Below are 22,147 nucleotides of genomic sequence, written 5' to 3'. Positions count from 1 at the left end.
GGAAGGGGTTTTACGCCGCTATTTGATAGATCATGTAGACCGGCTTCTCAGCCCTCCACTTGCCAAACCGACGCGCTGCGTGCATGACTACGGTTTCCGACCGGCGTTTTAGCCGTGTTCCTTCGCACGCGCCATGCTTGTACGCTTCGATCATTTCGTTTAACCCCGGCAGCGTACCGCGGATGATAATTTTAACCATCGCCAAGAACCTCACGTGCGTATTCGTCCCGTTCTGCCTGTAACAACGCAATCGCCTTGCGCTTCTGTTCCTCCGGGTCTTTCGGTTCCGGCAGGCTCACGGTTACATCCGTTGCTTTCAGCAATTCTTGAATTTCGGCAGGCAGCGCCATTCGCTCTACAACGTCCGCAGCGCGTACACGGTAAGCCCGCTGGAAGTTTGACGCAACAACGGTTAAAACTTCGTCCGGCGTAAGCATCGCCCAGCTTTTCAGCATTTCAGGCCTGCCGACTACACGTTGCACGACAGGATGCAGTTTTTCAAATTCTTCCTTGGCGTGGTATGCCGAATTTCTCACAGCGTCCCACACCTGTCTCCACGCTTCGGCTTCATCCGGCATATCCGGTGCTTTGAGCCGTACAAGACGCTGTTTGATTTGCCCGATTGACGGAGGGAAACCCTTCGTGTCTGTTGCCACAAAAGCTTTCACAGCTGCGAGAACAAGCGTTCCTTCATCGTCCTTGAACATGTCAGTCCATAGGTTTACGGCAACCTGCAAGTCATCTCGTGTTTGATTGGCATAATATCGCGGGTAAACCTGCTTAATAATTGCCATAATTCGCATCGTATCTGCTCTGTTCACGCGCTTCCTCCTCTCGCAGCATTTCCCAGAACGGGTTGTTGCTTTGTGGCTGATCGACAGGCTGAGACTTTATCCTGTCCCAGATAATTCCCTTCCAGCCGTTTGACATCGAAAGCCGTATCACATCAACAACGGCTTGTTCTCCATGTTGCGCTGCCTGATTTTTAATTTGCGTCAGCAAGGCTTTCAAACCGGTCGGCTCGTAAGTATCGCGCTTTTCCGTCTTGTAGGAAAGCCAATCTGCGACAGCATCAGCAAGATTTTCTCCAAAGCGGGAAACGAGTTCTTCGCGCGCGGGCGCGCTAGGCGGCGTAGCCGCCTTACTACTCTTCTTGCTTTCTTGCTTTCTTGCTTTCTTGCTTTCTTCCATTGTTGTTACTTGACTGTTATCGGTCTGTTGGCTGTCTGTTATCGGTGTGTTATCGGTGTGTTGATTGTCTGTTGATGGTCTGTTATCGGTCTGTTGATATTCAGGGTATTTAGGAACCGTTATCAACGTATAATGCCGGTTCGTTTGCACTATGATTTCTCCGGTTTTCTTGAGTTTTGCAAGTGCGGTTCTTACCTGTTGTACAGACAATCCGGAGCCTTCCGCAAGCGATACATATGACGTTACCATTTGGCCGACTTGTATTTCATTTCCCATAAACATGCAAGGCTCATAATTTGCGCTGAGAAGGATGTGTAACCACAGTTTGCAGGTAGGCACATCCTTGTACCATCCCCAGCGTTTTAATGCCCTAAATGTCTTTATGTATCCATTTTCAAGCATTTTATCACCGTTTCAATGCTGTGCTGTAAACTTTCAAAATTCCATCAGAACGGGACATCATCGTCCGATTCGCTTAGTTCGGTGAAGTCGTTGGATTCGACATTATATGATCTAGTAGCAGCTTTGTTTTCGTTTTTGCTTCCACAGAAATCAATGGTTTCCACCTGTACTTCCCAAGATCGGCGTTTGTTACCATTTTTGTCCTCCCAGTCACGGGATTCAAGACGACCACGGACAACGGCCATATCGCCTTTGTTAAACCAGCGGGAAGCGTGCTCCGCGGTTTTACCCCAGAATACCAACTCAATCCAGTCTGTTGGATATTCGCCATTCGGGTTTTTGCGATTGCGGCTGACTGCCAGCGTGGATGTTGCTACCGGTGTGCCTGTTTGAGTGTGACGCAGTTCTGGTGTGTCGCCCAGACGGCCTTGCAATATGATGCAGTTGAGCATATCAAATGTCCTCCTTAAAAGCCTTTATTTCTAACCGGCATAATAATGCCAACCATATTCCCGAATCCATCAGAACAAATTAAAGGCTCTAGTGGACTTGTGGCATAATACGAACATCCCGAAAACCTTGATAAAAACGATCTGTCAACATATACAGATAGTTCACCATCTGCGCTTGAAAGCTTAACGATTGTTTTTTTGTTTTCGATTTTTCGAATCATAGTATCGGAAACTTCGACTTTTTTGCTTGAGTCAAATTTAATGGTTGTTGTTACAGCAACATTTGAAACATCAACCAAAAGGTCTTTCTCGTCAAAAATATATGCACTGAATCCGTCGAGAGTAAGAGCCATGCGCCCATCAATATTTATTTTTCGGACATGTTTATTTTTGTCTAGCATGGCTTTTAGGATTTCTATTTGCATTTTGTTTTTATCAAACATTTATTCCATTCCTTTCTTGCACATCAGTTCATGTGCCTTGCAAAATGATGCGATTAAGAAGGTTAAACTCCATCCTTTGTTTTACGCATCTTGCGTTTATCGAGTTCGATAAAGTACCGACCGGATCGCTGGTGAATTGTGACCGGAAGCTTATGCCTTTTCGCAAACGATTTAATTCTTGGATAAAAATTTTTGGGATCTGGAATATCTTCGATTTCAGCGATCTTTTTGCCGCTGTTGATGAAATCGGTAATGATACCGAAGTATTTGCTTCTAGGGCCAGGAAGCTTTTTTGCAGGCATTTCAAAATCAAAATTCAGTTTCATTTTTCATTTCCTTTCTTATTTCCTATGCAATTTATGATTCCGTAAGGTAGAATTTTACTTCAAGAAATCGGGCAAATCATCTTCGGACACTTGCTCTACATCCGGCGTAGTTGTAGCCGAAGTATCTTCATTGGGTGTGTTGGAAGCGGGATTTTCGGACACATCGGAAAATTCACCTGGGATAATATTGGACTGGGAATCAGATTCGGGAATGCTTTCCATTGCATCATCCGTCAGGGCAGAAGCGGCAGCGAGAGCTTCCGGTGTGGCAGTGCGATAGTCAATAGACATGACACCATATTTGCCAATCAGCTTACGAAACACGGTTTTTGCTGCCATATCATCAAATGACTCACGCCAGCCCTTGCCCATATACTGGCCTTTACGGTTTTTCTTTTCATGTGTAACAACCTGTTCGCGGCTCATATAGATCGTCTTTTCCATGCCGTTAATCAGACGGTAGTAGCCGACCCATCCGGTGATAGGAAGTTTTTCGCGTTCTTCTTCATTTTCAATCCATTCGATTTCAATATCTTCGGTAAGGCGGTTATAGTTTTTCAGTTCACCATCGCGGACATCGGTTACATTGATCTTTTGATATACGCCGGTACGGATTGCAAGCTGGTTCATGCCTTTCCATCCAAGAATAAAGGATGCTTCCATGCGCTTTTTATAGCTGCCATTCTCTTGCTTGATGCTGTTGTTGAACGGAACAATGTAGGCATATCCGAGAGCAGGGTCAATCGGAAGATCATAGGTGGCTGCTTTAAGGGCAGATTGAATAATTGTAATAGGCGCTTGCTGGAAAGCCGCCTGCAAGTTCTTATCAGCATTAACAAGAGAAATGATGCTTGCGACAAACTGCGGCGCACGCTTGCCAAGCAGTTCATCAAATCGTCTGCGATAACCTTCGCTGTCAAGCAAAGAGTTCATCATTGTTGTGATCGTGGCTTTGGGCTTGTGTTCTGCAACCGCTGTGTTTTGCTGTGCGGCTTTTGCGACGATACCATTTTGTTTCACTGCCATGTTTTATACATTCTCCTTTTTGGATAAATTTGTATGAAAGAATCTTTATTCTTCACAATCGAAGATTTTGTACTTGAAAGGTCTGCTGACCGAAGATTTATAATATGGGTCTAAGTCAAGTTCTGGATGTTCGGCCTTGAACCGTTTTGTATCAAATGTTCGGCGCACCTGTTCTTTAGCAGAAACCTCATATCCATCGTTCCAACCGATTCCAGATGCACCAAGTTCCAAAAGGAACTTTTGCTTGATTGCATCAGCTGCTTGCTTCAATGTATCAATCTGCTCATTGATTTCTTGCAGATGTTTGATTTCATCGACAGCGGAATCCAGCCTAACAGTTGCTTCATTATCTACGCCTTGAATCAGGTGAGAGATCGCTTTCTGTGCTGATTCCGTCCCATCCGGCGGTGGCATTTTACGCGAGAGCACATTTACGACCCAGAAATCTTGTGCCGCTTTACGCAAGACTGTAATATCTTCATCGTTGCGGTCAATCTCAAAGGTATAAAACGCTCGACCGAGAACGAGAATTGCCAAATGCCACTTATTCAAGCCGGTAATCATCATGTACCACTGGCATTGAATGTAGTATTGTGGCGGGACACTATCGTCCTCCAAACCTTTCACAGCCTTGCTGTTTGGCGACATGGTTTTGCATTCCAATCCGATTCCATCTTTTTTGCTCCAACGGTCAATATCTGCAATCATGTAATCGCATTCATCATCCATTAGGATGCTGGAATTTTTGCGGACTCGAATGCCAGTTTTTTCGGTGAATCGCTGCGCGACATATTCTTCAAGATCGCGCCCGATTCGCATTGCTTCGTTATCATCCTGCGGTTCCAGTTCTCCAATCTTATCCATATAAATTGAGAATGGAGATAAGTAGGGGTGCATACCAACCAGGGCAGCAACCTCACTTCCGCCGATGCCTTTCTTGCGCCACCGGAGCCATTCTTCACGGCTCATATTTGTGGTTGAAACTAGCTTTCGCAATCGTTATCATCCTCCAATGAATCCAAAAATTTATATCCGCAATGCTTGTAAAAGTATCGATTGATTTCATCTTGATCTGGACGCTCAGGTGGTGACGTGGGTAACTCTGGCATTGTTGCTGGCGTAATGGATTTTGCCGAATACAACGACACAGTTAATCACGCTCCTTAAATGCAACGTCATAGGACAAACCAGTCAAGGATAAAATCTTATCAATCATCCATTTTGGCGTTGTGTTTTTGCTCAGATAATATTGCAATGTTTCCGTATCCGTATCTATATCATCTGCCATTAGACGCAACGAACATTGATTGAATCGCATCCATGTATTCAAATTGGGATAAATCGTGCGATTTTTCCCATCGAATAGAAGCCTAGCGATATATTGTTTGGATACATCAAAGTCATCTGCGATACTCTGCAAGGATTCACCTCGCGCATGTCTGCGCATTACATCATCTTGGATGCCTATTTTTATGCACCTCCTTGAGCCATTTAAGATAGCGTTGTTTTCGCCTATCACGTTCTCGAATCATGATTTGATCTGCGGACGATAACGCTATATTCTGGTTTATTTTCCGTTGCCGGTTCCAAGATATTTTCATCGGCGCACCCGCCGGGGACGATTGATCGTCCATGCAATATAACGGAATGCCAACCAACCCACACTTACAGCCGCAAATGCACGAGTCATCCAGACTGGCATGCACGAAAGCGAGATAAGGCCAACGGTAAAGCCGAAAACCATCGCATACAGCAGAAGGTATCTGCCAGCCAATCGAACACGTTTTTTCAATTTAAATCCCCCTCCATGAATTTGATAAACGCAACACGCGGGATTTTCACGCGGTTGCCGAGAAGAATAACCGGAAAACCAAGCAAGGACTTATCTTGGTGGGCAGCCACCCGAATATAGTGCGGATTGCACCCTAACAATTCAGCGGCGACAGCCGGAGTGATTGTTTCAGCATCCATGGTTTTCAAATCTGAAAGTGTCATGTCACATCACCTCAATCAGCCGGGACAACTTTTCCGTCTACTAACATGTAAAAGGTGTCAGGCAGAATATCTTTGCCATCAACACAAACGGCACGAACTTCTTTGATATGCAACTTATCATCACGTTCGGTGAGAACAAGCCAGCATCCAACAGAACCTTTCGCTTTACTATCACGTCCTGTGACAATAGCAATACTGTCTGTTCCGTTGACTACCGCAGCGGAGCAGTCACCCGTGTTGGTTGCAGCGGATTGGTCACCCGTGTTGGTTGCAGCGGAGCAGTCACCCGTGTTGGTTGCAGCGGAGCGGTAACCCGTGTTGGTTGCAGCGGAGCAGTCACCCGTGTTGGTTGCAGCGGAGCAGTAACCCGTGTTGGTTGCAGCGGATTGGTCACCCGTGTTGGTTGCAGCGGAGCAGTCACCCGTGTTGGTTGCAGCGGAGCGGTAACCCGTGTTGGTTGCAGCGGAGCAGTCACCCGTGTTGGTTGCAGCGGAGCAGTCACCCGTGTTGGTTGCAGCGGAGCGGTAACCCGTGTTGGTTGCAGCGGAGCGGTAACCCGTGTTGGTTGCAGCGGAGCAGTCACCCGTGTTGGTTGCAGCGGAGCCGTAACCCGTGTTGGTTGCAGCGGATTGGTCACCCGTGTTGGTTGCAGCGGAGCAGTCACCCGTGTTGGTTGCAGCGGAGCAGTCACCCGTGTTGGTTGCAGCGGAGCCGTAACCCGTGTTGGTTGCAGCGGAGCGGTAACCCGTGTTGGTTGCAGCGGAGCAGTCACCCGTGTTGGTTGCAGCGGAGCAGTCACCCGTGTTGGTTGCAGCGGATTGGTCACCCGTGTTGGTTGCAGCGGAGCAGTCACCCGTGTTGGTTGCAGCGGAGCCGTAACCCGTGTTGGTTGCAGCGGAGCAGTCACCCGTGTTGGTTGCAGCGGAGCCGTAACCCGTGTTGGTTGCAGCGGATTGGTCACCCGTGTTGGTTGAATTCGAATTCACATTAGAAAAATCAACTTTATCAAGGATGAATTTCACTCCTGCGGAGATAATTCCTTGCAACCCGATTTCTGTTTCGATATGGATGCGTTTTCCAACACGCTTGCTATCATTTTCGGTTTGACTGTTTTCATCAAGATCGACCATGCAAAACCGAGAATCAGCAGGGGGATAATACCCAAATACATCCAAAGGATTTTCGCATGCGTGGAATCCAGTGCGGCAAATATCCGCATTATCGGTTTCATAGGTTTTCCCGACTTCGTATTGGAATCCACGGCATTTCAAATCCTTGTCAAAACCTTTATAACATTGCATTCTTGCTACCTCCTGTCTGAGCGTTCCACTGTTCCAAGATTCCGCGATATTCCGGCCACCGATGGGGACGAATGGGGCGGAAAATTGGATTTGTGCAAAAAATAAGCACCAAACATTCGCCAATACGGGGGTAGTCATCGACGAAGCGATAATCAACCAACTCGTCGTTATTGATGCGTTGCTTGATGCGATTATGGTACCGGTACATTCTCAGTCACCTATCTTTCTCTTAGTCTTGTCCTATCGCGTTCCATCGTGATATACTGGGTACGGAAAGGAGGGAGTACAAATGGATGTAAACAATGTAAAAGAAATTGCTGATGTTACAGACTATCAAATTGCAAATCAGTATATTTCTTTAGGGTGGGTTTATGCGGATAAGTATGTGAATTTAACTGATAGCGCATATCCGCCCTTTTATCAACAACAAATCCATTATGTTCTTTTGTGGAGCAAGGATGGAGTGCCTATCCATCCACCTTCCGATCAGTCAACACGGAACAGCGAATAATTCCACTGGCCGTTTTTAAAGTAGACACTACTTATCAGCCATCCGTTTTCTGTGAGCATTTGCGCTTCTTGGATGGATGATGTTTCCTTGAGTTCTTTCGCATGCCGGAAGGTTTTTGATTGATTCGGGAATCTCAATAGGGAATTCGCGTTTTCAACCTTATTCTGTTGAACACCCACCGGAACCGAAATCAAATCTTCCACGACTGCAACCCTCTGATCTGTAATGACAATAGCAGCATGGGGGTGGTAGTTTAATTTCAGGTATTCGACCAAAGGCATAGCCAAAGATTCAAGGCCTTTGGGTAAAGACTGGTTTGTCATGTCAGGCTCCGTCCTCTCATGATTTCAAATTGCGATTTTATAGCGGAAATCAAATCGATATAGGTTTTTCCATGATTTTCGCTCGAATATCTTGTTTTACAATATGTTACAAATTCCTTTAACGTTCCGCCAAACAATCCCTGTCTGACACAGATCGAATCGTTAGCCAAAAGAAAAACGTCTGTGGAATTCAATTCTTCAAATATTCCACAAAATGAAACCATATAGCGGAACTCTCCAAACTCACATCTACATTTTTCCCCAAATTTACATTGCTTTCCAAAACTAGAAATGGCTCCAAAGTTGCATTTATCTTCAAATTTGCAGCATAAAGCAAAAATACAACGGATACCAAATGAACATGAATCTAAAAATTCGCACCCAATTTGGAATATGCACATATCATCGAAAGTACATCGTTTACCAAATAATGAAAATGCGCCAAAAGAGCACTTTCTTCCGAAAACGCATTCATTTCCGAAACATGAATAATCTCCAAAGTAAGAATATTCTTCAAATTTACATCGATTATGAAATGATTTAATTTGTGAATAATCTCCGGTCGGACATATTTTATATCCGTTACTATCGATGTGGAAAAGATCGAACTCAGCTTGCGTGAATTTCCTCAAACTTCAACCTCCTTTCAGCCCGCGCAATTAAAGCGCAGGATTGTCTTTAATTGTTGCTTTATGATTGGAAAAGTGGTAAAATCTTGTCAGGTGAGATTTATGCGAGAAAAATTTTGGGCTATGCTGGTGGATATGAAATACAAAGAGCGGTATTATTGGAACTACCAAATTCGCTCTAAACGTATAGACGGAATTGTAAGCACTGTTTGCATGATAGCTTCTGCTTCGTCCATTGCTGCTTGGAGCATATGGGATCAGTATCCGCTTGTATGGGCCATCATCATCTCGTTCGCGCAAGTCCTAATTGTCACAAAGCCTCTACACCCTCAAGCTAATCAGCTTATTGCATTCAAGTTCATAATTCCAGCACTTTCTAATATGCTCGTACGAATTGAACATGATTGGGAGCAGATAGATTGCACCGCATATGACGATCAAACAATCATCTCTCTCATCGCAAAATACCGGAACGAGTACAACAAACTGGAAAGCACTTATATCGGTGCTCTATATTTACCCCTCGTGCAAAATTGCGCCCAAAAAGCAGAAATCGAGTGTAAGAATTACATGAGCCTTTATTACGACACCAGTGAGGTAGACTTAAATGAATGACAAGCATGTCCCAAATCAAATCAACCTTAATAAAAAAGTCAATATCCGTGGAAACGCTGTACCACCGCCCACATTCAAAATCCCGGCTCCGAAGAAAAAACCAACTTCGCAACAACAGCCAAGAGCAAATGGGAAATAATCATCTGCCGTCACAATTTGTGGCGGTTTTGTTGTTCATATCTGTATTTACAATAGGTACATTTCGTGTCAGGCCATTCCCTCATATAAAGAGCAATGGCCAGTCTGTATGTAGCCAATCCTACGGCGAAACCTAGAATAAATGCCGCTGCTACGAATTGCATTCTGTTTCTCACCTTCCTTTCAGCCCGCGCCGCTCAGGACGCGGGCTTGTCCATGCCAAGCAGATAATCAGTAGACACATTAAACAGCTTGGACATTTCTACAATCTTGGAACATGGAATTTCGGTTTTTCCAGCCATCCAAGATTTTAAAGTGCTATACGAAATTCCTAGCTGTCTTGCAAGGCATGCTCGGCTCATGCCAAGTCGTGCACGTTCAGCGTCGATGTTTGGAAACATAATACAATCACATCCTTTCTTTTAACCCAAATTGGGTTAAATCGCGTTATTATGATACACCCGTATCGGGTAAATGTCAAGGCGTAAAAGATAATTTTTAACCCGAAATGGGTGAAATTTTATTGACACAAATTGAACGTGTGTGTATAATGTGTTTAAGGAAAGGAGGTGCGGGAATGGGACTACCAGAAAGGCTTGTTGAAATACGAGAAAAGAACGGATATACCAGGAAACGATTGTGTGAAGAACTGGGAAGACCGTATGCTACAGTAACAAAATATGAAACTGGAGAACGTGAGCCAGGACATGGCTATATCATTGATATAGCTAAAAAATTTGGTGTTACAACCGACTATATCCTTGGAATAGACACAAAAAAATCCCCCGAACCCGTAGTAATAGATTCGGAGGAAGTTCAAGAATGTGAAAAATGGCTCACAGATTTACTTGTAAGTAAGGGATATATTAAGCCCGGAGAGGACATCAGTGACCGTGACGCTGATTTCTTGATTCATTGGATTGGGTTGCTTGACGCTTGGATTGCTGGGAATGGATGACAGTATAGCCTTGATAGGCTCTTTGTGTTTACATGTGCTGATTTGTACCGCAACTCGTCTTATGTTTTTCATAACGTTTGCTTCCTTTCAAAAATAAACAGTTTTGTAAAAATAGTGCAGTCACCACTATAAACTAATAGCGTGATCTACCGAAGGAAAACGAACGTTCGTTCTTGAATTATAATAACATTTAAAGGATATATTTACAAGCAATATCCAAACAAAATCCCGGCCATGCAAAATTGGTCGGGATTTTATATCAAAGTTTGATTTGGTTTTTGTCATCAGGTGTTTTAACAGAAAGAACCTTTATAATCGAATATTTTACTTTGGACTCATTCGGTGAGCCATCGGGTTTTAACGGGATGGTAACTTTCACATCAGCGATCAGATAGGTTTTGGAGCTTATTGAGATTTCACCGGAATGCACCCGGTTTAAAAAATCTTCGTCTTGAATGTCGGCATTTATGGTTTTGTCTAGGCTAAATTTCCATTGCGCACTCCCTTGGAATTCTGCGCTTTTGACATACAGAATTTCGTTGCGCCGAATATGTTCAATGCAGGGAGATTCAATCTTTGCAGGGGTAGCGCAGATTGAAAAATCGGAACGATGCTTCATGAGCCGAAAATTTCTCGAAAGCGTTCGACGGCATTGTTGTTGTATCGGAAGGTTTCAACTTCCTTTGCCGAAAACGGGGACTTATCATGATACCAGGAGCCATACACTTCGGTTTTCAAGTGGTTCGCTTTGGCAATCGCTCCGATCTTGTGCGCGGATACACCAAACATATTTCCGATTTCGGATGCCGTGTAGTGACGCTGTGCAGATTTGGGAAGCGGAATGACTTCATTTCCTGCCAATGCCTTGCTTGCATAGCTGGCGCAGATATGCTTGTATGTCTCTGTTCCGACGGTTTCACCGATTTTAAGCCACAGGGCAGCTTCGCGGGAACGGCTGTTGCGCTCTGCGATTTCCCAATTTTCGTGTCGTTCGGTATCGACCGTGTATTGTCCGTGCTTGCGGATGGAGGGAAGGACTTCGGATGTCACCCAGCGTTTAAATGCTTTTAACTGCTTTTGCCGGGATTCAATATATTCATCATCCACTCCACGCGCCTTTTCCGGTTGCATAGCGAATAGCGCAGAGTACAGGCCTGATTCGTTGATAATGGTCATGTTTTGCTTCCCGCCGGGGGTAGCGATTTGCGACACACCCTTTTCGTCATCATCCAATCGACCCGAAACACGGCGATAGTTTGATTCTCCAAATGCTTCACACACATCTTTGAGCACAAACCACGGTTCGCCGTCTTTATCCAACATGCGAATCTGGCCAAATTGTTCGTTTCGGAAAATTTGAATTTCGTTCGTCATGATATTGTCCTTTCTACTGAAATGTGAAAAGGAGTGGCGGGAGCATACCCCGCCATGCGTTCTCCAATACCATCCCCATTTCGGGGAGAGCGCTCTTTGCAACCGGTGTAGTGCTTATTCTATACAGTTTTTGGGGCGTACGCAAGCACTAAAATTTAAAATCGGCAAAGCGTATATAGTGTAGATTCAATATTTGTAAAAGTTCAATACAATTGGATATTGCGTAAGGTTTACAAGCACCTTAATTATTAACAAAAAAAGGAATGAAAAGGTATGAAGTGTAGGAAATGCAAAGCTGAAATTCCTGATGAAAGCAAGTATTGTCTGAAATGCGGCGCAAAACAAAGTGTGCAGCAGCGGACAAAGAGCCGTGGGAACGGACAGGGAAGTGTGTATAAGCTTCCAAACGGGACGTGGATTGCGATTAAGACACTTGGATACCGAATTGAACCGGATGGCAAGTCACACAGGATAACCCGGTCTAAGTCTGGATTCAAGACAAAAAAAGATGCAGTAGAGTATCTACCGCAGTTATCGACTGCAAAGAAAGAAATATCCATTACATTCCAAAAGCTGTATGATACATGGATGCCGACCCACAAAGCCAGCAAGTCAACGATGGATTGTTATTCGGCGGCAATGAAGCATTTTCAGCCGGTATGGTTTTTGAAGGTCGCTGATATTACCGTTGATGATCTGCAAGAGTGTATCGATGATTGCCCGAAAGGAAAACGCACGCGGGAGAACATGAAAACCCTTTGCGGTTTGCTGTATAAATACGCCATACCAAGAAACATAGCGACCCTTAATATGGGCGAATATGTAAAGGCTCGTGGTGGTGAACAAGGGAAGAAAGATGGAATACCGATTGAAGATGTTGAAACCATTTCTAAGAATGTTGGGAAAGTCAAGGGAGCAGATTATGTACTATGCCAATGCTATCTGGGGTTCAGACCATCCGAGTTTCTAGCGCTGGATGCGAAAAACTATAACCGCAAAGAAAGAGCATTTGTGGGAGGCGCAAAGACCGATGCAGGACGTGATCGTATTGTTACAGTATCGCCCAAGATTCAACCAATCATCGACCGGCTGGTTGAGGGTAAAATAGCCGGATCGGTATTCTGTGCTGATGATGGAAGCGCGATGGGTATTGCTGCTTACCGAAACCTGTTCTATAACGTATTAGAAGAATGTGGAATAGGAAATCCGACCGTTGAGAAAGACGGAGTGAAGCGAAAGAAATACACCCCGCATAGCTGCCGCCATACATTCGCCACAATGATGAAGCGAGTAGAAGGTGCAGATGCAGATAAGCTAGAGTTGATCGGACACACCAGCACAAAGATGCTCCGGCATTATCAGGACATTTCTTTTGATGACCTGAGAACCGTGACAGATGCTTTATAATCATTAGCAATAGATTTGCAATAAGCACATATTTACAAGTACAACCAATTAAAAAATGAAATGAAAAAACGTCGTAAGTGCTAAATAATAAGCATTTACGACGTTTTCTGGTCCGAGTGACAGGACTTGAACCTGCGGCCTCTTGACCCCCAGTCAAGCACGCTACCAGCTGCGCTACACCCGGATTTGTTCCGCCTAAATAGAATACCATTTTACATAGTATTTGTCAACACTTTTTGTCGGAAGAATCAAAAATAATTTAAAAAGCCCAGGGAGATAATCCCTGGGCTTTGAAGCATGAAGTTTTTTGAATTAATAGTGACGAGCTTCCCACAGATGGTCTTCGATCGCCTTGCGAGCGGCCTGTACTTCCGGCTTGGTGGAAACTTCAGCAACACCAACACGCCACCAGTTTTCATAGCCCTTGGACATGGTCTTCGGCATAACCTTCATGTCGATCAGGGTAGAAACGGTCTGCTTCTTGGAGTCTTCAATCGCAGCCTCGAGTTCTTCGATGGTCTTGACCGTGTAGGTCTTGCAGCCATAAGCTGCACCGATTGCGGCATAGTCTACCTGGATAACCTTACCCTTATGGATGCCGTTGGTGACGCCTTCTTCCAGCATGTTCTTCTCGGTGCAGATGCAAGCATTGCCCTGGCCAACTTCCAGGTTGTTGATGCAGCCAAAGGAAGCGTTGTCGAACAGCATAACGTTGATCTTCTTGCCGATCTGAACCGAAGTGATTAGTTCGGAGTGCAGCATGTCGAACGAACCGTCGCCGCACATTGCATAAACTTCCTGATCCGGGCAAGCGATCTTTGCGCCCAGTGCAGAAGCTACTTCGTAACCCATGCAAGAGTAACCATACTCCATGTGATAGGTGTTGATCTTGCGAGCACGCCACAGACCCTGCATATCGCCCGGCAGGGAACCAGCCGCAGCACAAACGATTGCGTCGTCGTCGATCATCTTGTTGATGGTACCCAGAACGGTGGTCTGGCACAGCTTGCAGCCAGTATCTTCAATGTACTTTTCAACACACTCGCGGTTTGCATCGTTGCATTCCGGGGTGAACGAATCCTTGTCGGTGTAAACACAGTGGTCCAGACGGTCCACTTCGTCATACCACTCCTTGCGGTATGCAGCAATTGCCTTTGCATAAGCTTCATCGGTGTGATAGCCGATCTTCTTGAGCTCTTCGCCGATAGCAGTCAGTGCTTCGTTTGCGTCCGCAACGACCGGAGTAGCGTCCATCTTATATGCCTGGAACTCGGACGGGTTGATGTTGACAAACTTTGCATCCGTGCGGTACAGCCACTTGGAAGCCGTGGTGAAGTCGGTGTAACGGGTACCAACGCCGATGACAACGTCGGCCTCATGTGCCAGCTTGTTGGCAGCAATGCCGCCGGTGGTGCCCAGACCGCCCAGGTTCAGCTCATGATCCCAAACAACAGCAGACTTGCCGGCCTGGGTTTCGCCGAAGGCAATGCCGAAGTCCTCTGCGAACTTCTGGAATACCTTGTGTGCTTCTGCGTAACGTACGCCACCACCGCAGATGAGGAGCGGCTTCTTGGCATCCTTGATGACCTCAACAGCCTTTTCCAGAGCATACTTGGTGATCGGACGGCGGTCGATGCGCCATACGCGCTTCTTAAAGAAATCAACCGGATAGTCGTAAGCTTCGGCCTGTACGTCCTGCGGCAGGGAGATCGCAACGGCACCAGTGTTTGCGGTATCGGTCAGTACACGCATAGCCGAAATCATGTCAGTCATAACCTGCTCGGGACGGTTGATGCGGCCCCAGTACTTAGTAACAGCCTGGAAAGCGTCATGTGCCGAGATGGTCAGGTTGTGCGGCTGCTCCATCTGCTGGAGAACCGGGTCCGGCTGACGGGAAGCGTAGATGTCGCCCGGCAGAATCAGAACCGGGATATTGTTTGCGGTTGCGGTTGCAGCAGCGGTTACCATGTTGCAGGCGCCGGGGCCAACCGAAGAGGTTGCAGCAAAGATCTGCTTGCGGCGGTTCTGCTTAGCAAAGCCCATAGCAGCCAGTGCCATACCCTGTTCGTTCTTGCCCTGATAGACGGCCATGTCCTTCAGTTCCTGCTCAACGCCGTTGGCAAAGCCGACAACGTTGCCATGGCCGGGCAGCATGAAGATGCCCTTGACAAACTTCTGCTCCACTTCGTTGCCATCCATGTCAACAAAGCTGACAAACTGGTTTTCCAGGAAGCGTACGAGAGCCTGCGATGCGGTCAGGCGAACGGTTTCCATATGCTTCATAAGGTGTTGTCCTCCTTAAAAATCAATCAAACAATCGTTTTGAGGTTGCAGATTACTTGTTCTTGGTGTACTCGCTCATCGGTACGCCATCTTCGCCGTTCCAGAACTTTGCGTTCGGATCGACCAGCCATTCGTGTACCGGATCGTCGATACGGGTCTTGGTCCACGGGTCGCCCGGCAGATGACGAATGCCCCACAGGTAGCAGCACGGATAACCCGGTGCCATAACAACCGGATGGTTGCCCTTGGTAATGATGGACAGGCCATGATGATGCAGTTCTTCGATCTTGCCGTCTACCCAGCCAGCACCAAAGCCGCGCTCGTCTTCGAAGTGATAGAAGTATACTTCGGGCTGCGGATGGAAGTGCGGGGGATAGGACGACCACTTGCCCGGCAGGTTGATAATCTCGCCGAGAACCATGTTGGACAGCGGGTTGATCTCGTAGTCGAAGCTGGTGCGGACGTCGCGCTTGATGCAGCCGCCGCATTCGCCGTTTGCACCGCGGTGCCAGGTGTCGGTTTCTTCCGGCAGATAGAGGTGCGCTTCGAAATGCTTGTCGTTATAGGTCTTCTGCACGTAGAATTCGCAGTGGCCGTGTGCTGTGATCTTGCACGACTGGCCAGCAGCCAGATGCAGGCAGTAGGTGGATACGTCGAACGGATTCGGACGGTCCATGTCTGCGGTCTTGCCTTCGTATTCGACCGTAGCCTTGCCCTTGATCATGATCCAGGCCATTTCCTTTTCTTTTTCGTGGAATTCATAGGTGTCGCCGTCTTCCATGATGAGCACAGCAACGTCCATCATGGAGCCTTCGCCGTTGTTATCTTCACAGCGGCAGTACTCGGTGTAGCCACGTTTGCAGTCTTTTTCGATGTACATACAAAAAACCTCCTCGTATAATAAGATTCAAAGTTAATAATTTCAGGCATCAGCAGGCATTGAGATGCCCGTGATACAATAGCTGTAGGACAGCAGGGTCAAGCTCTCCACCTCCTTGTTGAGCCACAAGGCTGCTTCATTTTTAGTCTGTTCCCCTGAGCCGGAAGTCAGCTGCAAACTCATTGGCTGTTTGCCGGAGGCAAGGCCGCCCTTTCAGCAGTGAGGGCTTTCGCATTGGTCTGCCCCGGAATGATTCTGATACGCGAGGTTGCGGATGCTTCGGTTATCATGGGTATCTCAAAGCCTGCTGGCCTGAAATCTCCATGTGGGGAGGTGAAAATTATGAACCCACTATTCGTTGGCATTGATGTGAGCAGCAGAAACAATGTGGCCTACCTGATGAAACCCGACGGCAGCAAGCACTCCAGCTTTTCCATACAGAACAACCTGGGTGGTGCTAAACTGTTATCAGAGAAGATCGTGTCGGCACTGCGTTCCATGCAGCTCAGCGATGTGGTGATCGGCCTGGAGGCCACCTCCATCTACGGAGACAGCTTGGTTTACGCTCTCCGGGAGGATGGCAGCCTGGGCCGGTTCCAGCGGAAGATCCATGTCCTGAATCCAAAGCAGGTCAAAAAGTTCAAGGAAGCCTATCCCGACCTGCCCAAGAATGACTTTGTGGACGCCTTTGTGATTGCCGACCATCTCCGTTTCGGCAGGATCGCCAAGGAGGTCTATATGGACGACTACCGCTACCAGGCGCTCAGGACCCTTACCAGGGCCAGGTTTGACGTGATCCAAAACCTGACCCGGGAGAAACAGAGATTCGCTAACTACTTATTCCTCAAATGCTCCGGCATAGCCCAGGACAAGGACATCCAGAACACCAGCGCCACCACTATCGCGCTCATGGAGCGGTTTGAAACTGTGGATGATCTGGCAAACGCCGACCTGGACGAACTGACTGCCTTTCTGGATGAGAAGGGCAGAAACTTCGCTGACCCGGCTGCCAAAGCCAAGGTTATTCGAACTGCCGCCAGAGACTCTTACCGCCTGCCTGTTACTGTGAACAATTCTGTAAATCAGGCGATGGCAGTCTCTATTGCCTCTATGCGGGCTCTGGAAAAGCAGGTCAAGGTGTTGGACAAGGCCATTGAACAGCAGTTTGAAATCATTCCCAACACCCTGACCTCTATCCCCGGGATTGGCAAGGTCTACTCCGCCGGGATCATCGCCGAGATCGGCGACATTCACCGTTTCAGCTCTCAAGCCTCGGTTGCCAAGTTCGCCGGCCTTGTCTGGACACAGCACCAGTCCGGTGAATTTGAGGCTGAACACTCCCGGATGATCAAGTCCGGCAACCGCTATCTCCGCTACTACCTGCTGGAAGCCGCCAACTCTGTGAGAAGATGCGATTCCGAGTTCCGGCGCTACTATGACCTCAAGTATCAAGAGGTCAACAAGTATCAGCATAAACGCGCACTCGCTCTCACTGCCAGAAAACTGGTTCGGTTGATCTTTCGGCTGCTGAAGGACAACCGCCTGTATATCCTGCCGGAGGGCTGAGCGTACCGCTTGCCGCTCTGGCGCATAGGCCCTGTTTCAAAAAACTCAGGGACAGGGCTTGGATTGGTGTTGTCTTTTTCCTGCCTACATGGTCCTTTTTACTCATTCCCATTTGAAATTTTCTTGCATCACCTACTTGACTTCATACCATTGGACTAAAATATTTTTCATATTCGCGGATTCGTGTAGGGAAATCCAGGGTCTGTTTTGTGGACAGAAAGGCCGGATAAAACAAAATTCCGGACGGTTTTCGTTGCATCCTTTCCGTCGTTCCAGTATAATTATAATAACATGCAGGAAAAACGTCTTGCAATATCTTCACAAATAATAACACGATTTTCACAAAATGCAGGAGGAATTGCAGATGGATGCATCCCGGCGGGAAAAGCGGCTGCATGGTACAGCAGCTTTTCCGTTTCAAATCTACCCCAGAGGCCCAAAAGACAGCCTTTTTATCCCGTATCACTGGCATCCCGAGTTGGAAATCATCACCGTGACCGAAGGGGAAGTGGGGCTGACAATCGCAGAGAATCAGTATGTTGGACAAAAAGGTGATGTATTCTTTGTGGACGTTGAACAACTCCATGAGATTCGCGGCGGACAGTGCGGCATGTTCCGCGCCTATGTGTTCCCGCTGGACTCGCTGGAATTCCAGCGAGTGGACCTTGCCCAAAGCGAATTGCTCGGGCCGCTGGCAGCGCGGCAGCTGGTCTTTCAAACCGAACTGCGCCGAGGACAGCCGGGCAATGCAGGCATCGCCGATACGCTGGCCATGATCGAGCGGGCGTATCAGGCCAAAAACCCCGGCTATCAGCTGATGGTCAAAGCCGGACTGCTGCAAATCGTCGCCATGGCGGCCGGCTGCGGTGTGCTGCAAAAGCGCGCGGCGCGGCCCCAAGGGGATTACCGTGCGCAGACCCTCAAAAGCATCGTCGAGTATCTCAACGAACACTTTACCGAACCGCTGCGCTTGAATGACGTTGCGGCACGGTTTGGCTTATCCCCCCAGTATTTCTGTACATACTTTAAAGAAAACCTGGGAAAGACGCTGGTGCAGCATATCAACTTCCTGCGCATTGAGCAGGCTTCCCGGCTATTGCGCGAAACCGACCGGGCGGTCATGGACATTGCGCTCTCGGTCGGCTTCGAAAATTTCAGCTATTTCATTAAACGGTTTCGGGAGGTGTTCGGGTGTACGCCTTCCCAGTATCGCAAAGAGCTCAGCCGCATGAAATAAATTTACTGGCACAGAACCCGGATGCTGTGCGCACGGAAGAACTCTATGTAACGGTCCGGGGGACGGCGGTCGGTGACAAAGGCGGTCAGGTCACGAAGCTGGCAGAAGGAAATGACAGCTTCCTTGTCCAATTTCGAACTATCGGCCATCAAATAGACCGAGGAAGCGCGGTGGGCAACGCCGCGCTTGATTTCTGCCTCCAGGAACGTGGTGTTGGTCATACCGCTTTCCAGCGAAACGCCGGTGGCAGCCATAAAGGCTTTGTTGATGGTCATGCCGCTAAGCGCTTCAAAGGTCGAAAGCCCGACAAAGGAATCGGTCGGGGGGCTGTAAATACCGCCCGGACAGATCAGGCTGAGATTTTCATACTTGGACGCTTCGGACAGAGCGGCCAGCGAGTGGGTGACAATGGTCAGCTTTTTGCGGCCGGTCAGATACCGCAGCATGCACAGAGTTGTGGTACCCGAATCGATAAAGATGGTGTCGCCGTCACTGACTTCTCCTGCCGCTAGGCGGCCGATGAGGTTTTTGTCAGCCGAGTTCATGCCCGAACGCACAGGCGGGGGAAGGATGGCGCCCGTTGACGAGATTGCGGTCACGCCGCCATAAACTTTGGCGATATGGCCGCGGGCTTCCAGATCATTTAAGTCGCGGCGGATGGTATTTTTGGATACGCCAAACACTTCGCAGAGTTCATCGATCGAAACGGTCTCTTTGGCGATGACATATTGTTCTATGGAATTCAATCGACTGATTTTCATATGTTATTTCCTGCCTCCTCAAATATTCACGCCGCATGCGCCTGCTAGGGCAAACGGCCTGTCAGCAAAAAGGGGACCTTCTTTCCCAATCCTCTCAAACCACGGTTTGCAGCCGGCAAGGCTAGATCCGGTGCCCGAAATGCCCCAAGCGCAGAGGCGGGGGACACGGGCAAGGGAGCGAACAAACGGCCTTGCGGACCCTTGCAAATAGGCTCTCCTTTAATTTTATCAGAACTTGATGAAAAATCAACCAAGAAACATAGATTTCTTGACTGAAGAAGCAAAAATACGAAAAAGATTTTGAAGCAAATTGGCAAAGTTGCGCAAAATGATGAAAAAATTTTGATGGAAAATGGATGCTTGCCATTGAAATTCTGGGAAAAAAATGATAAGATGATTGTGGAGTGGACGGGGTTCCCGGCCATCCATCGATTTTTGCTGTTCTATTATGAATTAGGAATAGGTAGGTGTATTCAATGCAGAAAGCAGAAAAAATGCAGGCTCTCCGCGTATTCGCCGCAGAGATCAGACTGGAAGCACTGAAGACCATCGGCTCGTTGGGCTTTGGTCATGTCGGCGGTTCGATGTCTGTTGTAGAGGCGCTGGCAGTCCTGTACGGCGAGGTCATGAAGGTCGATCCGAAGAACCCGCAGTGGGAAGATCGTGACTGGTGCGTTATGTCCAAGGGCCATGCAGGTCCGGCCATGTACGCAACCCTAGGCCTCAAGGGCTTCTATCCGGTAGAGCAGGCATATACCCTCAATCAGCCGCATACCAATTTCCCGTCCCATACCGACCGCACCAAGACCCCCGGCATCGATCTGACCACCGGTTCGCTGGGTCAGGGCATGTCGTCCGCTGTTGGCGCAGCTTTGGGCAATAAGATGGACGACCGCTCCAGCCATGTATTCGTATTCGTTGGCGATGGCGAAGCGGATGAAGGCCAGGTTTGGGAAGGTGCACAGTTCGCTGCTCATTACAAGCTGGACAACCTGGTTTGCTTTATCGACTACAACAAGCGTCAGCTCGACGGCGCAGTTGACGACGTTATGAGCCATGGCAAGGGCATCGGCGCGAAGTTCGACGCTTTTGGCTGGAACGTGATTGACGTCAAGGACGGCAACGACGTTGAACAGGTTTATGACGCCGTTATGGCAGCTTACGAGTGCAAGGGCAAGCCGACCTGCATCGTGCTCAACACCGTTAAGGGCAAGGGCGCGACTTTTGCAGAACCTTCCGGTGCACATTCCTCGCAGCCGACCAAGGAGCAGTGGGATGAAGCCATTGCAGCAGCCGAGGCAGAACTGGCTAAGGTTAAGGCACAGTAAGGAGGGTATGGAATAATGAAGTTTACTTTGATTGGGAAGCACGAGAACGATTCCCGTGCAAATCGCGACGCATATGTAACCGCGATGCAGGAACTGATGGCAGCAGACAGCAAGGTTTGCCATGTTGACTGCGACCTGTACAGCTGCATCAATACCAAGAAGCTGGAAACTGAATTCCCGAAGCAGACCTTTAATGCTGGTATTGCAGAAGCCAATGCAATGGGCGTTGCAGCAGGTCTGGCTGCAACCGGCCGCACCGTATTCATGCACTCCTTTGGCTGCTTCTCGTCCCGTCGTGCATATGACCAGGCGTTCATGTCCTGTGCATACGCTAAGCTGCCGGTTCATGTTCTGGGTTCTGACCCGGGCGTATGTGCAGCTTACAACGGCGGTACCCATATGCCGTTTGAAGATATGGCGCTGTATATGGCAATTCCGGACGCAGTCGTTATCGACCCGACCGACTATGCTATGCTCAACGACCTGACCAAGAAGATCGCCGCTTCCGGCAAGTTCTCTTACACCCGTATGGTTCGTAAGGGCATCGTAAAGGTTTACGACGATGGCGCTGATTTCGAGATCGGCAAGGGCGTAACCCTGAAGGAAGGCAAGGACGTGACCATCATCGCTTCTGGTATCATGGTTGACGAGGCTCTGAAGGCTGAGGAAACCCTGGCTGCAGAAGGCATCTCGGCGAAGGTCATCGATATGTTCACCTGGAAGCCGATCGACGAAGAGCTCATCATCGCTTCGGCGAAGGAAACCGGCTGCATCGTAACCGCTGAGAACCATCAGGTTAAGTGTGGCCTGGGTTCGGCTGTTGCACAGGTTGTTACCAAGAACTGCCCGGTTCCGATGGAAATGGTTGGCGTAGAAGACCGTTTCGGCCAGGTAGGCGCACAGAAGTTCCTGCAGGAAGAGTACGGCCTGACCGCAGCTCACATCGTAGAAGCTGTCAAGAAGGCAATCTCCCGCAAGTAATGCCAATATGAAAGAGCCCT

At 48.0% G+C, this 22,147-nt stretch carries 27 protein-coding genes and 1 tRNA gene; 8 read left to right on the top strand and 20 right to left on the bottom strand.

What is annotated here, in order from left to right; all coding sequences use genetic code 11:
• Window positions 1–10 precede the first annotated feature (10 nt).
• The 11 genes from EFB11_RS02595 to EFB11_RS17100 form a co-directional block, all read right to left on the bottom strand.
• Window positions 11–199, bottom strand: coding sequence for a hypothetical protein (locus tag EFB11_RS02595; protein WP_122788796.1), 189 nt, complete (start codon window positions 197–199; stop codon window positions 11–13).
• On the bottom strand, window positions 192–821 hold the full coding sequence (locus EFB11_RS02590) for a replicative helicase loader/inhibitor (RefSeq protein WP_164706565.1): 630 nt from the start codon (window positions 819–821) through the stop codon (window positions 192–194). The genes EFB11_RS02595 and EFB11_RS02590 overlap by 8 nt, the downstream gene beginning before the upstream one ends.
• Window positions 781–1,593, bottom strand: coding sequence for a hypothetical protein (locus EFB11_RS02585; protein WP_122788794.1), 813 nt, complete (start codon window positions 1,591–1,593; stop codon window positions 781–783). Before EFB11_RS02585 ends, EFB11_RS02590 begins: the two co-directional genes overlap by 41 nt.
• A 44-nt stretch (window positions 1,594–1,637) precedes the next feature.
• Window positions 1,638–2,045: a single-stranded DNA-binding protein gene (locus EFB11_RS02580; RefSeq protein ID WP_122788793.1), complete on the bottom strand. Its 408-nt coding sequence runs from the start codon at window positions 2,043–2,045 to the stop codon at window positions 1,638–1,640.
• 14 nt (window positions 2,046–2,059) lie between these two features.
• Window positions 2,060–2,488: a hypothetical protein gene (locus EFB11_RS02575; protein WP_122788792.1), complete on the bottom strand. Its 429-nt coding sequence runs from the start codon at window positions 2,486–2,488 to the stop codon at window positions 2,060–2,062.
• A 62-nt stretch (window positions 2,489–2,550) separates the two neighbouring features.
• The gene (locus tag EFB11_RS02570) at window positions 2,551–2,814 is read right to left on the bottom strand and encodes a hypothetical protein (protein ID WP_122788791.1); all 264 of its coding nucleotides are present in this window, start codon (window positions 2,812–2,814) and stop codon (window positions 2,551–2,553) included.
• 54 nt (window positions 2,815–2,868) lie between these two features.
• Window positions 2,869–3,840 carry a recombinase RecT gene (locus EFB11_RS02565; protein WP_122788790.1) on the bottom strand — a complete coding sequence of 324 codons (972 nt, stop codon included), beginning with the start codon at window positions 3,838–3,840 and terminating at the stop codon, window positions 2,869–2,871.
• Between the two features lie 45 nt (window positions 3,841–3,885).
• The gene (locus tag EFB11_RS02560) at window positions 3,886–4,836 is read right to left on the bottom strand and encodes a YqaJ viral recombinase family nuclease (protein ID WP_122788789.1); all 951 of its coding nucleotides are present in this window, start codon (window positions 4,834–4,836) and stop codon (window positions 3,886–3,888) included.
• A 154-nt stretch (window positions 4,837–4,990) separates the two neighbouring features.
• Window positions 4,991–5,260, bottom strand: a complete 270-nt coding sequence (locus EFB11_RS02555) for a hypothetical protein (protein WP_164706564.1) — start codon at window positions 5,258–5,260, stop codon at window positions 4,991–4,993.
• A gap of 368 nt (window positions 5,261–5,628) precedes the next feature.
• Window positions 5,629–5,835: a DNA-binding protein gene (locus EFB11_RS02550; RefSeq protein WP_122788787.1), complete on the bottom strand. Its 207-nt coding sequence runs from the start codon at window positions 5,833–5,835 to the stop codon at window positions 5,629–5,631.
• Window positions 5,836–5,846: 11 nt separating this feature from the next.
• Complete coding sequence (locus EFB11_RS17100) at window positions 5,847–7,136, bottom strand: DUF7666 domain-containing protein (RefSeq protein WP_243115147.1); 1,290 nt, start codon at window positions 7,134–7,136, stop codon at window positions 5,847–5,849.
• 289 nt (window positions 7,137–7,425) lie between these two features.
• Here EFB11_RS17100 and EFB11_RS02530 point away from each other — a divergent pair, with 289 nt between their 5' ends.
• Entirely contained in the window at window positions 7,426–7,647 is a 222-nt protein-coding gene (locus tag EFB11_RS02530) for a hypothetical protein (protein ID WP_122788783.1), read from the top strand.
• Here the strand turns inward: EFB11_RS02530 and EFB11_RS02525 are convergent.
• Together EFB11_RS02525 and EFB11_RS16665 are read right to left on the bottom strand one after the other, a co-directional pair.
• On the bottom strand, window positions 7,623–7,970 hold the full coding sequence (locus tag EFB11_RS02525; RefSeq protein ID WP_122788782.1) for a hypothetical protein: 348 nt from the start codon (window positions 7,968–7,970) through the stop codon (window positions 7,623–7,625). The two genes, EFB11_RS02530 and EFB11_RS02525, sit on opposite strands and share 25 nt — an antisense overlap.
• A complete protein-coding gene (locus EFB11_RS16665; protein ID WP_164706563.1) occupies window positions 7,967–8,602 on the bottom strand; it encodes a hypothetical protein in 636 nt (211 codons plus the stop codon). Before EFB11_RS16665 ends, EFB11_RS02525 begins: the two co-directional genes overlap by 4 nt.
• 99 nt (window positions 8,603–8,701) lie before the next feature.
• Between EFB11_RS16665 and EFB11_RS02520 the strand changes: the two genes are divergently transcribed.
• A complete protein-coding gene (locus EFB11_RS02520) occupies window positions 8,702–9,214 on the top strand; it encodes a hypothetical protein (protein ID WP_122788781.1) in 513 nt (170 codons plus the stop codon).
• A gap of 335 nt (window positions 9,215–9,549) precedes the next feature.
• Here the strand turns inward: EFB11_RS02520 and EFB11_RS17490 are convergent, their stop codons facing one another.
• Entirely contained in the window at window positions 9,550–9,753 is a 204-nt protein-coding gene (locus EFB11_RS17490; RefSeq protein WP_122788780.1) for a helix-turn-helix domain-containing protein, read from the bottom strand.
• Between the two features lie 176 nt (window positions 9,754–9,929).
• Between EFB11_RS17490 and EFB11_RS02510 the strand changes: the two genes are divergently transcribed.
• Window positions 9,930–10,310 carry a helix-turn-helix domain-containing protein gene (locus tag EFB11_RS02510; RefSeq protein ID WP_164706562.1) on the top strand — a complete coding sequence of 127 codons (381 nt, stop codon included), beginning with the start codon at window positions 9,930–9,932 and terminating at the stop codon, window positions 10,308–10,310.
• A gap of 259 nt (window positions 10,311–10,569) precedes the next feature.
• Here EFB11_RS02510 and EFB11_RS02505 read toward each other — a convergent pair whose 3' ends face one another.
• Window positions 10,570–10,929: a hypothetical protein gene (locus EFB11_RS02505; RefSeq protein ID WP_122788778.1), complete on the bottom strand. Its 360-nt coding sequence runs from the start codon at window positions 10,927–10,929 to the stop codon at window positions 10,570–10,572.
• A complete protein-coding gene (locus EFB11_RS02500) occupies window positions 10,926–11,630 on the bottom strand; it encodes a BRO-N domain-containing protein (RefSeq protein ID WP_164706561.1) in 705 nt (234 codons plus the stop codon). Before EFB11_RS02500 ends, EFB11_RS02505 begins: the two co-directional genes overlap by 4 nt.
• 327 nt (window positions 11,631–11,957) lie before the next feature.
• On the opposite strand from EFB11_RS02500, the gene EFB11_RS02495 reads away from it, so the two are divergent.
• Window positions 11,958–13,091, top strand: a complete 1,134-nt coding sequence (locus EFB11_RS02495; protein ID WP_122788776.1) for a tyrosine-type recombinase/integrase — start codon at window positions 11,958–11,960, stop codon at window positions 13,089–13,091.
• Between the two features lie 108 nt (window positions 13,092–13,199).
• Here the strand turns inward: EFB11_RS02495 and EFB11_RS02490 are convergent.
• The 3 genes from EFB11_RS02490 to EFB11_RS02480 form a co-directional block, all read right to left on the bottom strand.
• Window positions 13,200–13,275: transfer RNA gene (locus EFB11_RS02490), tRNA-Pro, on the bottom strand.
• A gap of 128 nt (window positions 13,276–13,403) precedes the next feature.
• Window positions 13,404–15,365 carry a 3D-(3,5/4)-trihydroxycyclohexane-1,2-dione acylhydrolase (decyclizing) gene (iolD, locus tag EFB11_RS02485; RefSeq protein ID WP_122789705.1) on the bottom strand — a complete coding sequence of 654 codons (1,962 nt, stop codon included), beginning with the start codon at window positions 15,363–15,365 and terminating at the stop codon, window positions 13,404–13,406.
• A gap of 61 nt (window positions 15,366–15,426) precedes the next feature.
• The gene (locus EFB11_RS02480; protein ID WP_122788775.1) at window positions 15,427–16,254 is read right to left on the bottom strand and encodes a 5-deoxy-glucuronate isomerase; all 828 of its coding nucleotides are present in this window, start codon (window positions 16,252–16,254) and stop codon (window positions 15,427–15,429) included.
• Between the two features lie 342 nt (window positions 16,255–16,596).
• Between EFB11_RS02480 and EFB11_RS02475 the strand changes: the two genes are divergently transcribed.
• The gene (locus EFB11_RS02475) at window positions 16,597–17,820 is read left to right on the top strand and encodes an IS110 family transposase (protein ID WP_122788753.1); all 1,224 of its coding nucleotides are present in this window, start codon (window positions 16,597–16,599) and stop codon (window positions 17,818–17,820) included.
• A gap of 364 nt (window positions 17,821–18,184) precedes the next feature.
• Entirely contained in the window at window positions 18,185–19,057 is an 873-nt protein-coding gene (locus EFB11_RS02470; RefSeq protein WP_164706560.1) for an AraC family transcriptional regulator, read from the top strand.
• Between the two features lie 2 nt (window positions 19,058–19,059).
• On the opposite strand, the gene EFB11_RS02465 is transcribed toward EFB11_RS02470, so the two are convergent.
• Window positions 19,060–19,818, bottom strand: coding sequence for a DeoR/GlpR family DNA-binding transcription regulator (locus EFB11_RS02465; protein ID WP_122788773.1), 759 nt, complete (start codon window positions 19,816–19,818; stop codon window positions 19,060–19,062).
• 476 nt (window positions 19,819–20,294) lie between these two features.
• On the opposite strand from EFB11_RS02465, the gene EFB11_RS02460 reads away from it, so the two are divergent.
• Both EFB11_RS02460 and EFB11_RS02455 read left to right on the top strand, forming a co-directional pair.
• A complete protein-coding gene (locus EFB11_RS02460; RefSeq protein WP_122788772.1) occupies window positions 20,295–21,146 on the top strand; it encodes a transketolase in 852 nt (283 codons plus the stop codon).
• A 15-nt stretch (window positions 21,147–21,161) separates the two neighbouring features.
• Window positions 21,162–22,127 carry a transketolase family protein gene (locus tag EFB11_RS02455; RefSeq protein ID WP_122788771.1) on the top strand — a complete coding sequence of 322 codons (966 nt, stop codon included), beginning with the start codon at window positions 21,162–21,164 and terminating at the stop codon, window positions 22,125–22,127.
• The last annotated feature ends 20 nt before the right edge of the window (window positions 22,128–22,147 follow it).

This window comes from Intestinibacillus sp. Marseille-P6563 (genome assembly GCF_900604335.1).
Classification (GTDB): domain Bacteria; phylum Bacillota; class Clostridia; order Oscillospirales; family Butyricicoccaceae; genus Butyricicoccus_B.
This window is presented reverse-complemented; position numbering and strand designations above follow the sequence as displayed.

Coding starts and splice junctions, on each gene's coding strand:
- EFB11_RS02595 (WP_122788796.1), bottom strand. CDS start 199: ATGGTTAAAATTATCATCCGCGGTACGCTGCCGGGGTTAAACGAAATG.
- EFB11_RS02585 (WP_122788794.1), bottom strand. CDS start 1,593: ATGCTTGAAAATGGATACATAAAGACATTTAGGGCATTAAAACGCTGG.
- EFB11_RS02580 (WP_122788793.1), bottom strand. CDS start 2,045: ATGCTCAACTGCATCATATTGCAAGGCCGTCTGGGCGACACACCAGAA.
- EFB11_RS02575 (WP_122788792.1), bottom strand. CDS start 2,488: ATGTTTGATAAAAACAAAATGCAAATAGAAATCCTAAAAGCCATGCTA.
- EFB11_RS02570 (WP_122788791.1), bottom strand. CDS start 2,814: ATGAAACTGAATTTTGATTTTGAAATGCCTGCAAAAAAGCTTCCTGGC.
- EFB11_RS02565 (WP_122788790.1), bottom strand. CDS start 3,840: ATGGCAGTGAAACAAAATGGTATCGTCGCAAAAGCCGCACAGCAAAAC.
- EFB11_RS02550 (WP_122788787.1), bottom strand. CDS start 5,835: ATGACACTTTCAGATTTGAAAACCATGGATGCTGAAACAATCACTCCG.
- EFB11_RS17100 (WP_243115147.1), bottom strand. CDS start 7,136: ATGCAATGTTATAAAGGTTTTGACAAGGATTTGAAATGCCGTGGATTC.
- EFB11_RS02530 (WP_122788783.1), top strand. CDS start 7,426: ATGGATGTAAACAATGTAAAAGAAATTGCTGATGTTACAGACTATCAA.
- EFB11_RS02525 (WP_122788782.1), bottom strand. CDS start 7,970: ATGACAAACCAGTCTTTACCCAAAGGCCTTGAATCTTTGGCTATGCCT.
- EFB11_RS02520 (WP_122788781.1), top strand. CDS start 8,702: ATGCGAGAAAAATTTTGGGCTATGCTGGTGGATATGAAATACAAAGAG.
- EFB11_RS17490 (WP_122788780.1), bottom strand. CDS start 9,753: ATGTTTCCAAACATCGACGCTGAACGTGCACGACTTGGCATGAGCCGA.
- EFB11_RS02510 (WP_164706562.1), top strand. CDS start 9,930: ATGGGACTACCAGAAAGGCTTGTTGAAATACGAGAAAAGAACGGATAT.
- EFB11_RS02505 (WP_122788778.1), bottom strand. CDS start 10,929: ATGAAGCATCGTTCCGATTTTTCAATCTGCGCTACCCCTGCAAAGATT.
- EFB11_RS02495 (WP_122788776.1), top strand. CDS start 11,958: ATGAAGTGTAGGAAATGCAAAGCTGAAATTCCTGATGAAAGCAAGTAT.
- iolD (WP_122789705.1), bottom strand. CDS start 15,365: ATGGAAACCGTTCGCCTGACCGCATCGCAGGCTCTCGTACGCTTCCTG.
- EFB11_RS02480 (WP_122788775.1), bottom strand. CDS start 16,254: ATGTACATCGAAAAAGACTGCAAACGTGGCTACACCGAGTACTGCCGC.
- EFB11_RS02475 (WP_122788753.1), top strand. CDS start 16,597: ATGAACCCACTATTCGTTGGCATTGATGTGAGCAGCAGAAACAATGTG.
- EFB11_RS02470 (WP_164706560.1), top strand. CDS start 18,185: ATGGATGCATCCCGGCGGGAAAAGCGGCTGCATGGTACAGCAGCTTTT.
- EFB11_RS02465 (WP_122788773.1), bottom strand. CDS start 19,818: ATGAAAATCAGTCGATTGAATTCCATAGAACAATATGTCATCGCCAAA.
- EFB11_RS02460 (WP_122788772.1), top strand. CDS start 20,295: ATGCAGAAAGCAGAAAAAATGCAGGCTCTCCGCGTATTCGCCGCAGAG.
- EFB11_RS02455 (WP_122788771.1), top strand. CDS start 21,162: ATGAAGTTTACTTTGATTGGGAAGCACGAGAACGATTCCCGTGCAAAT.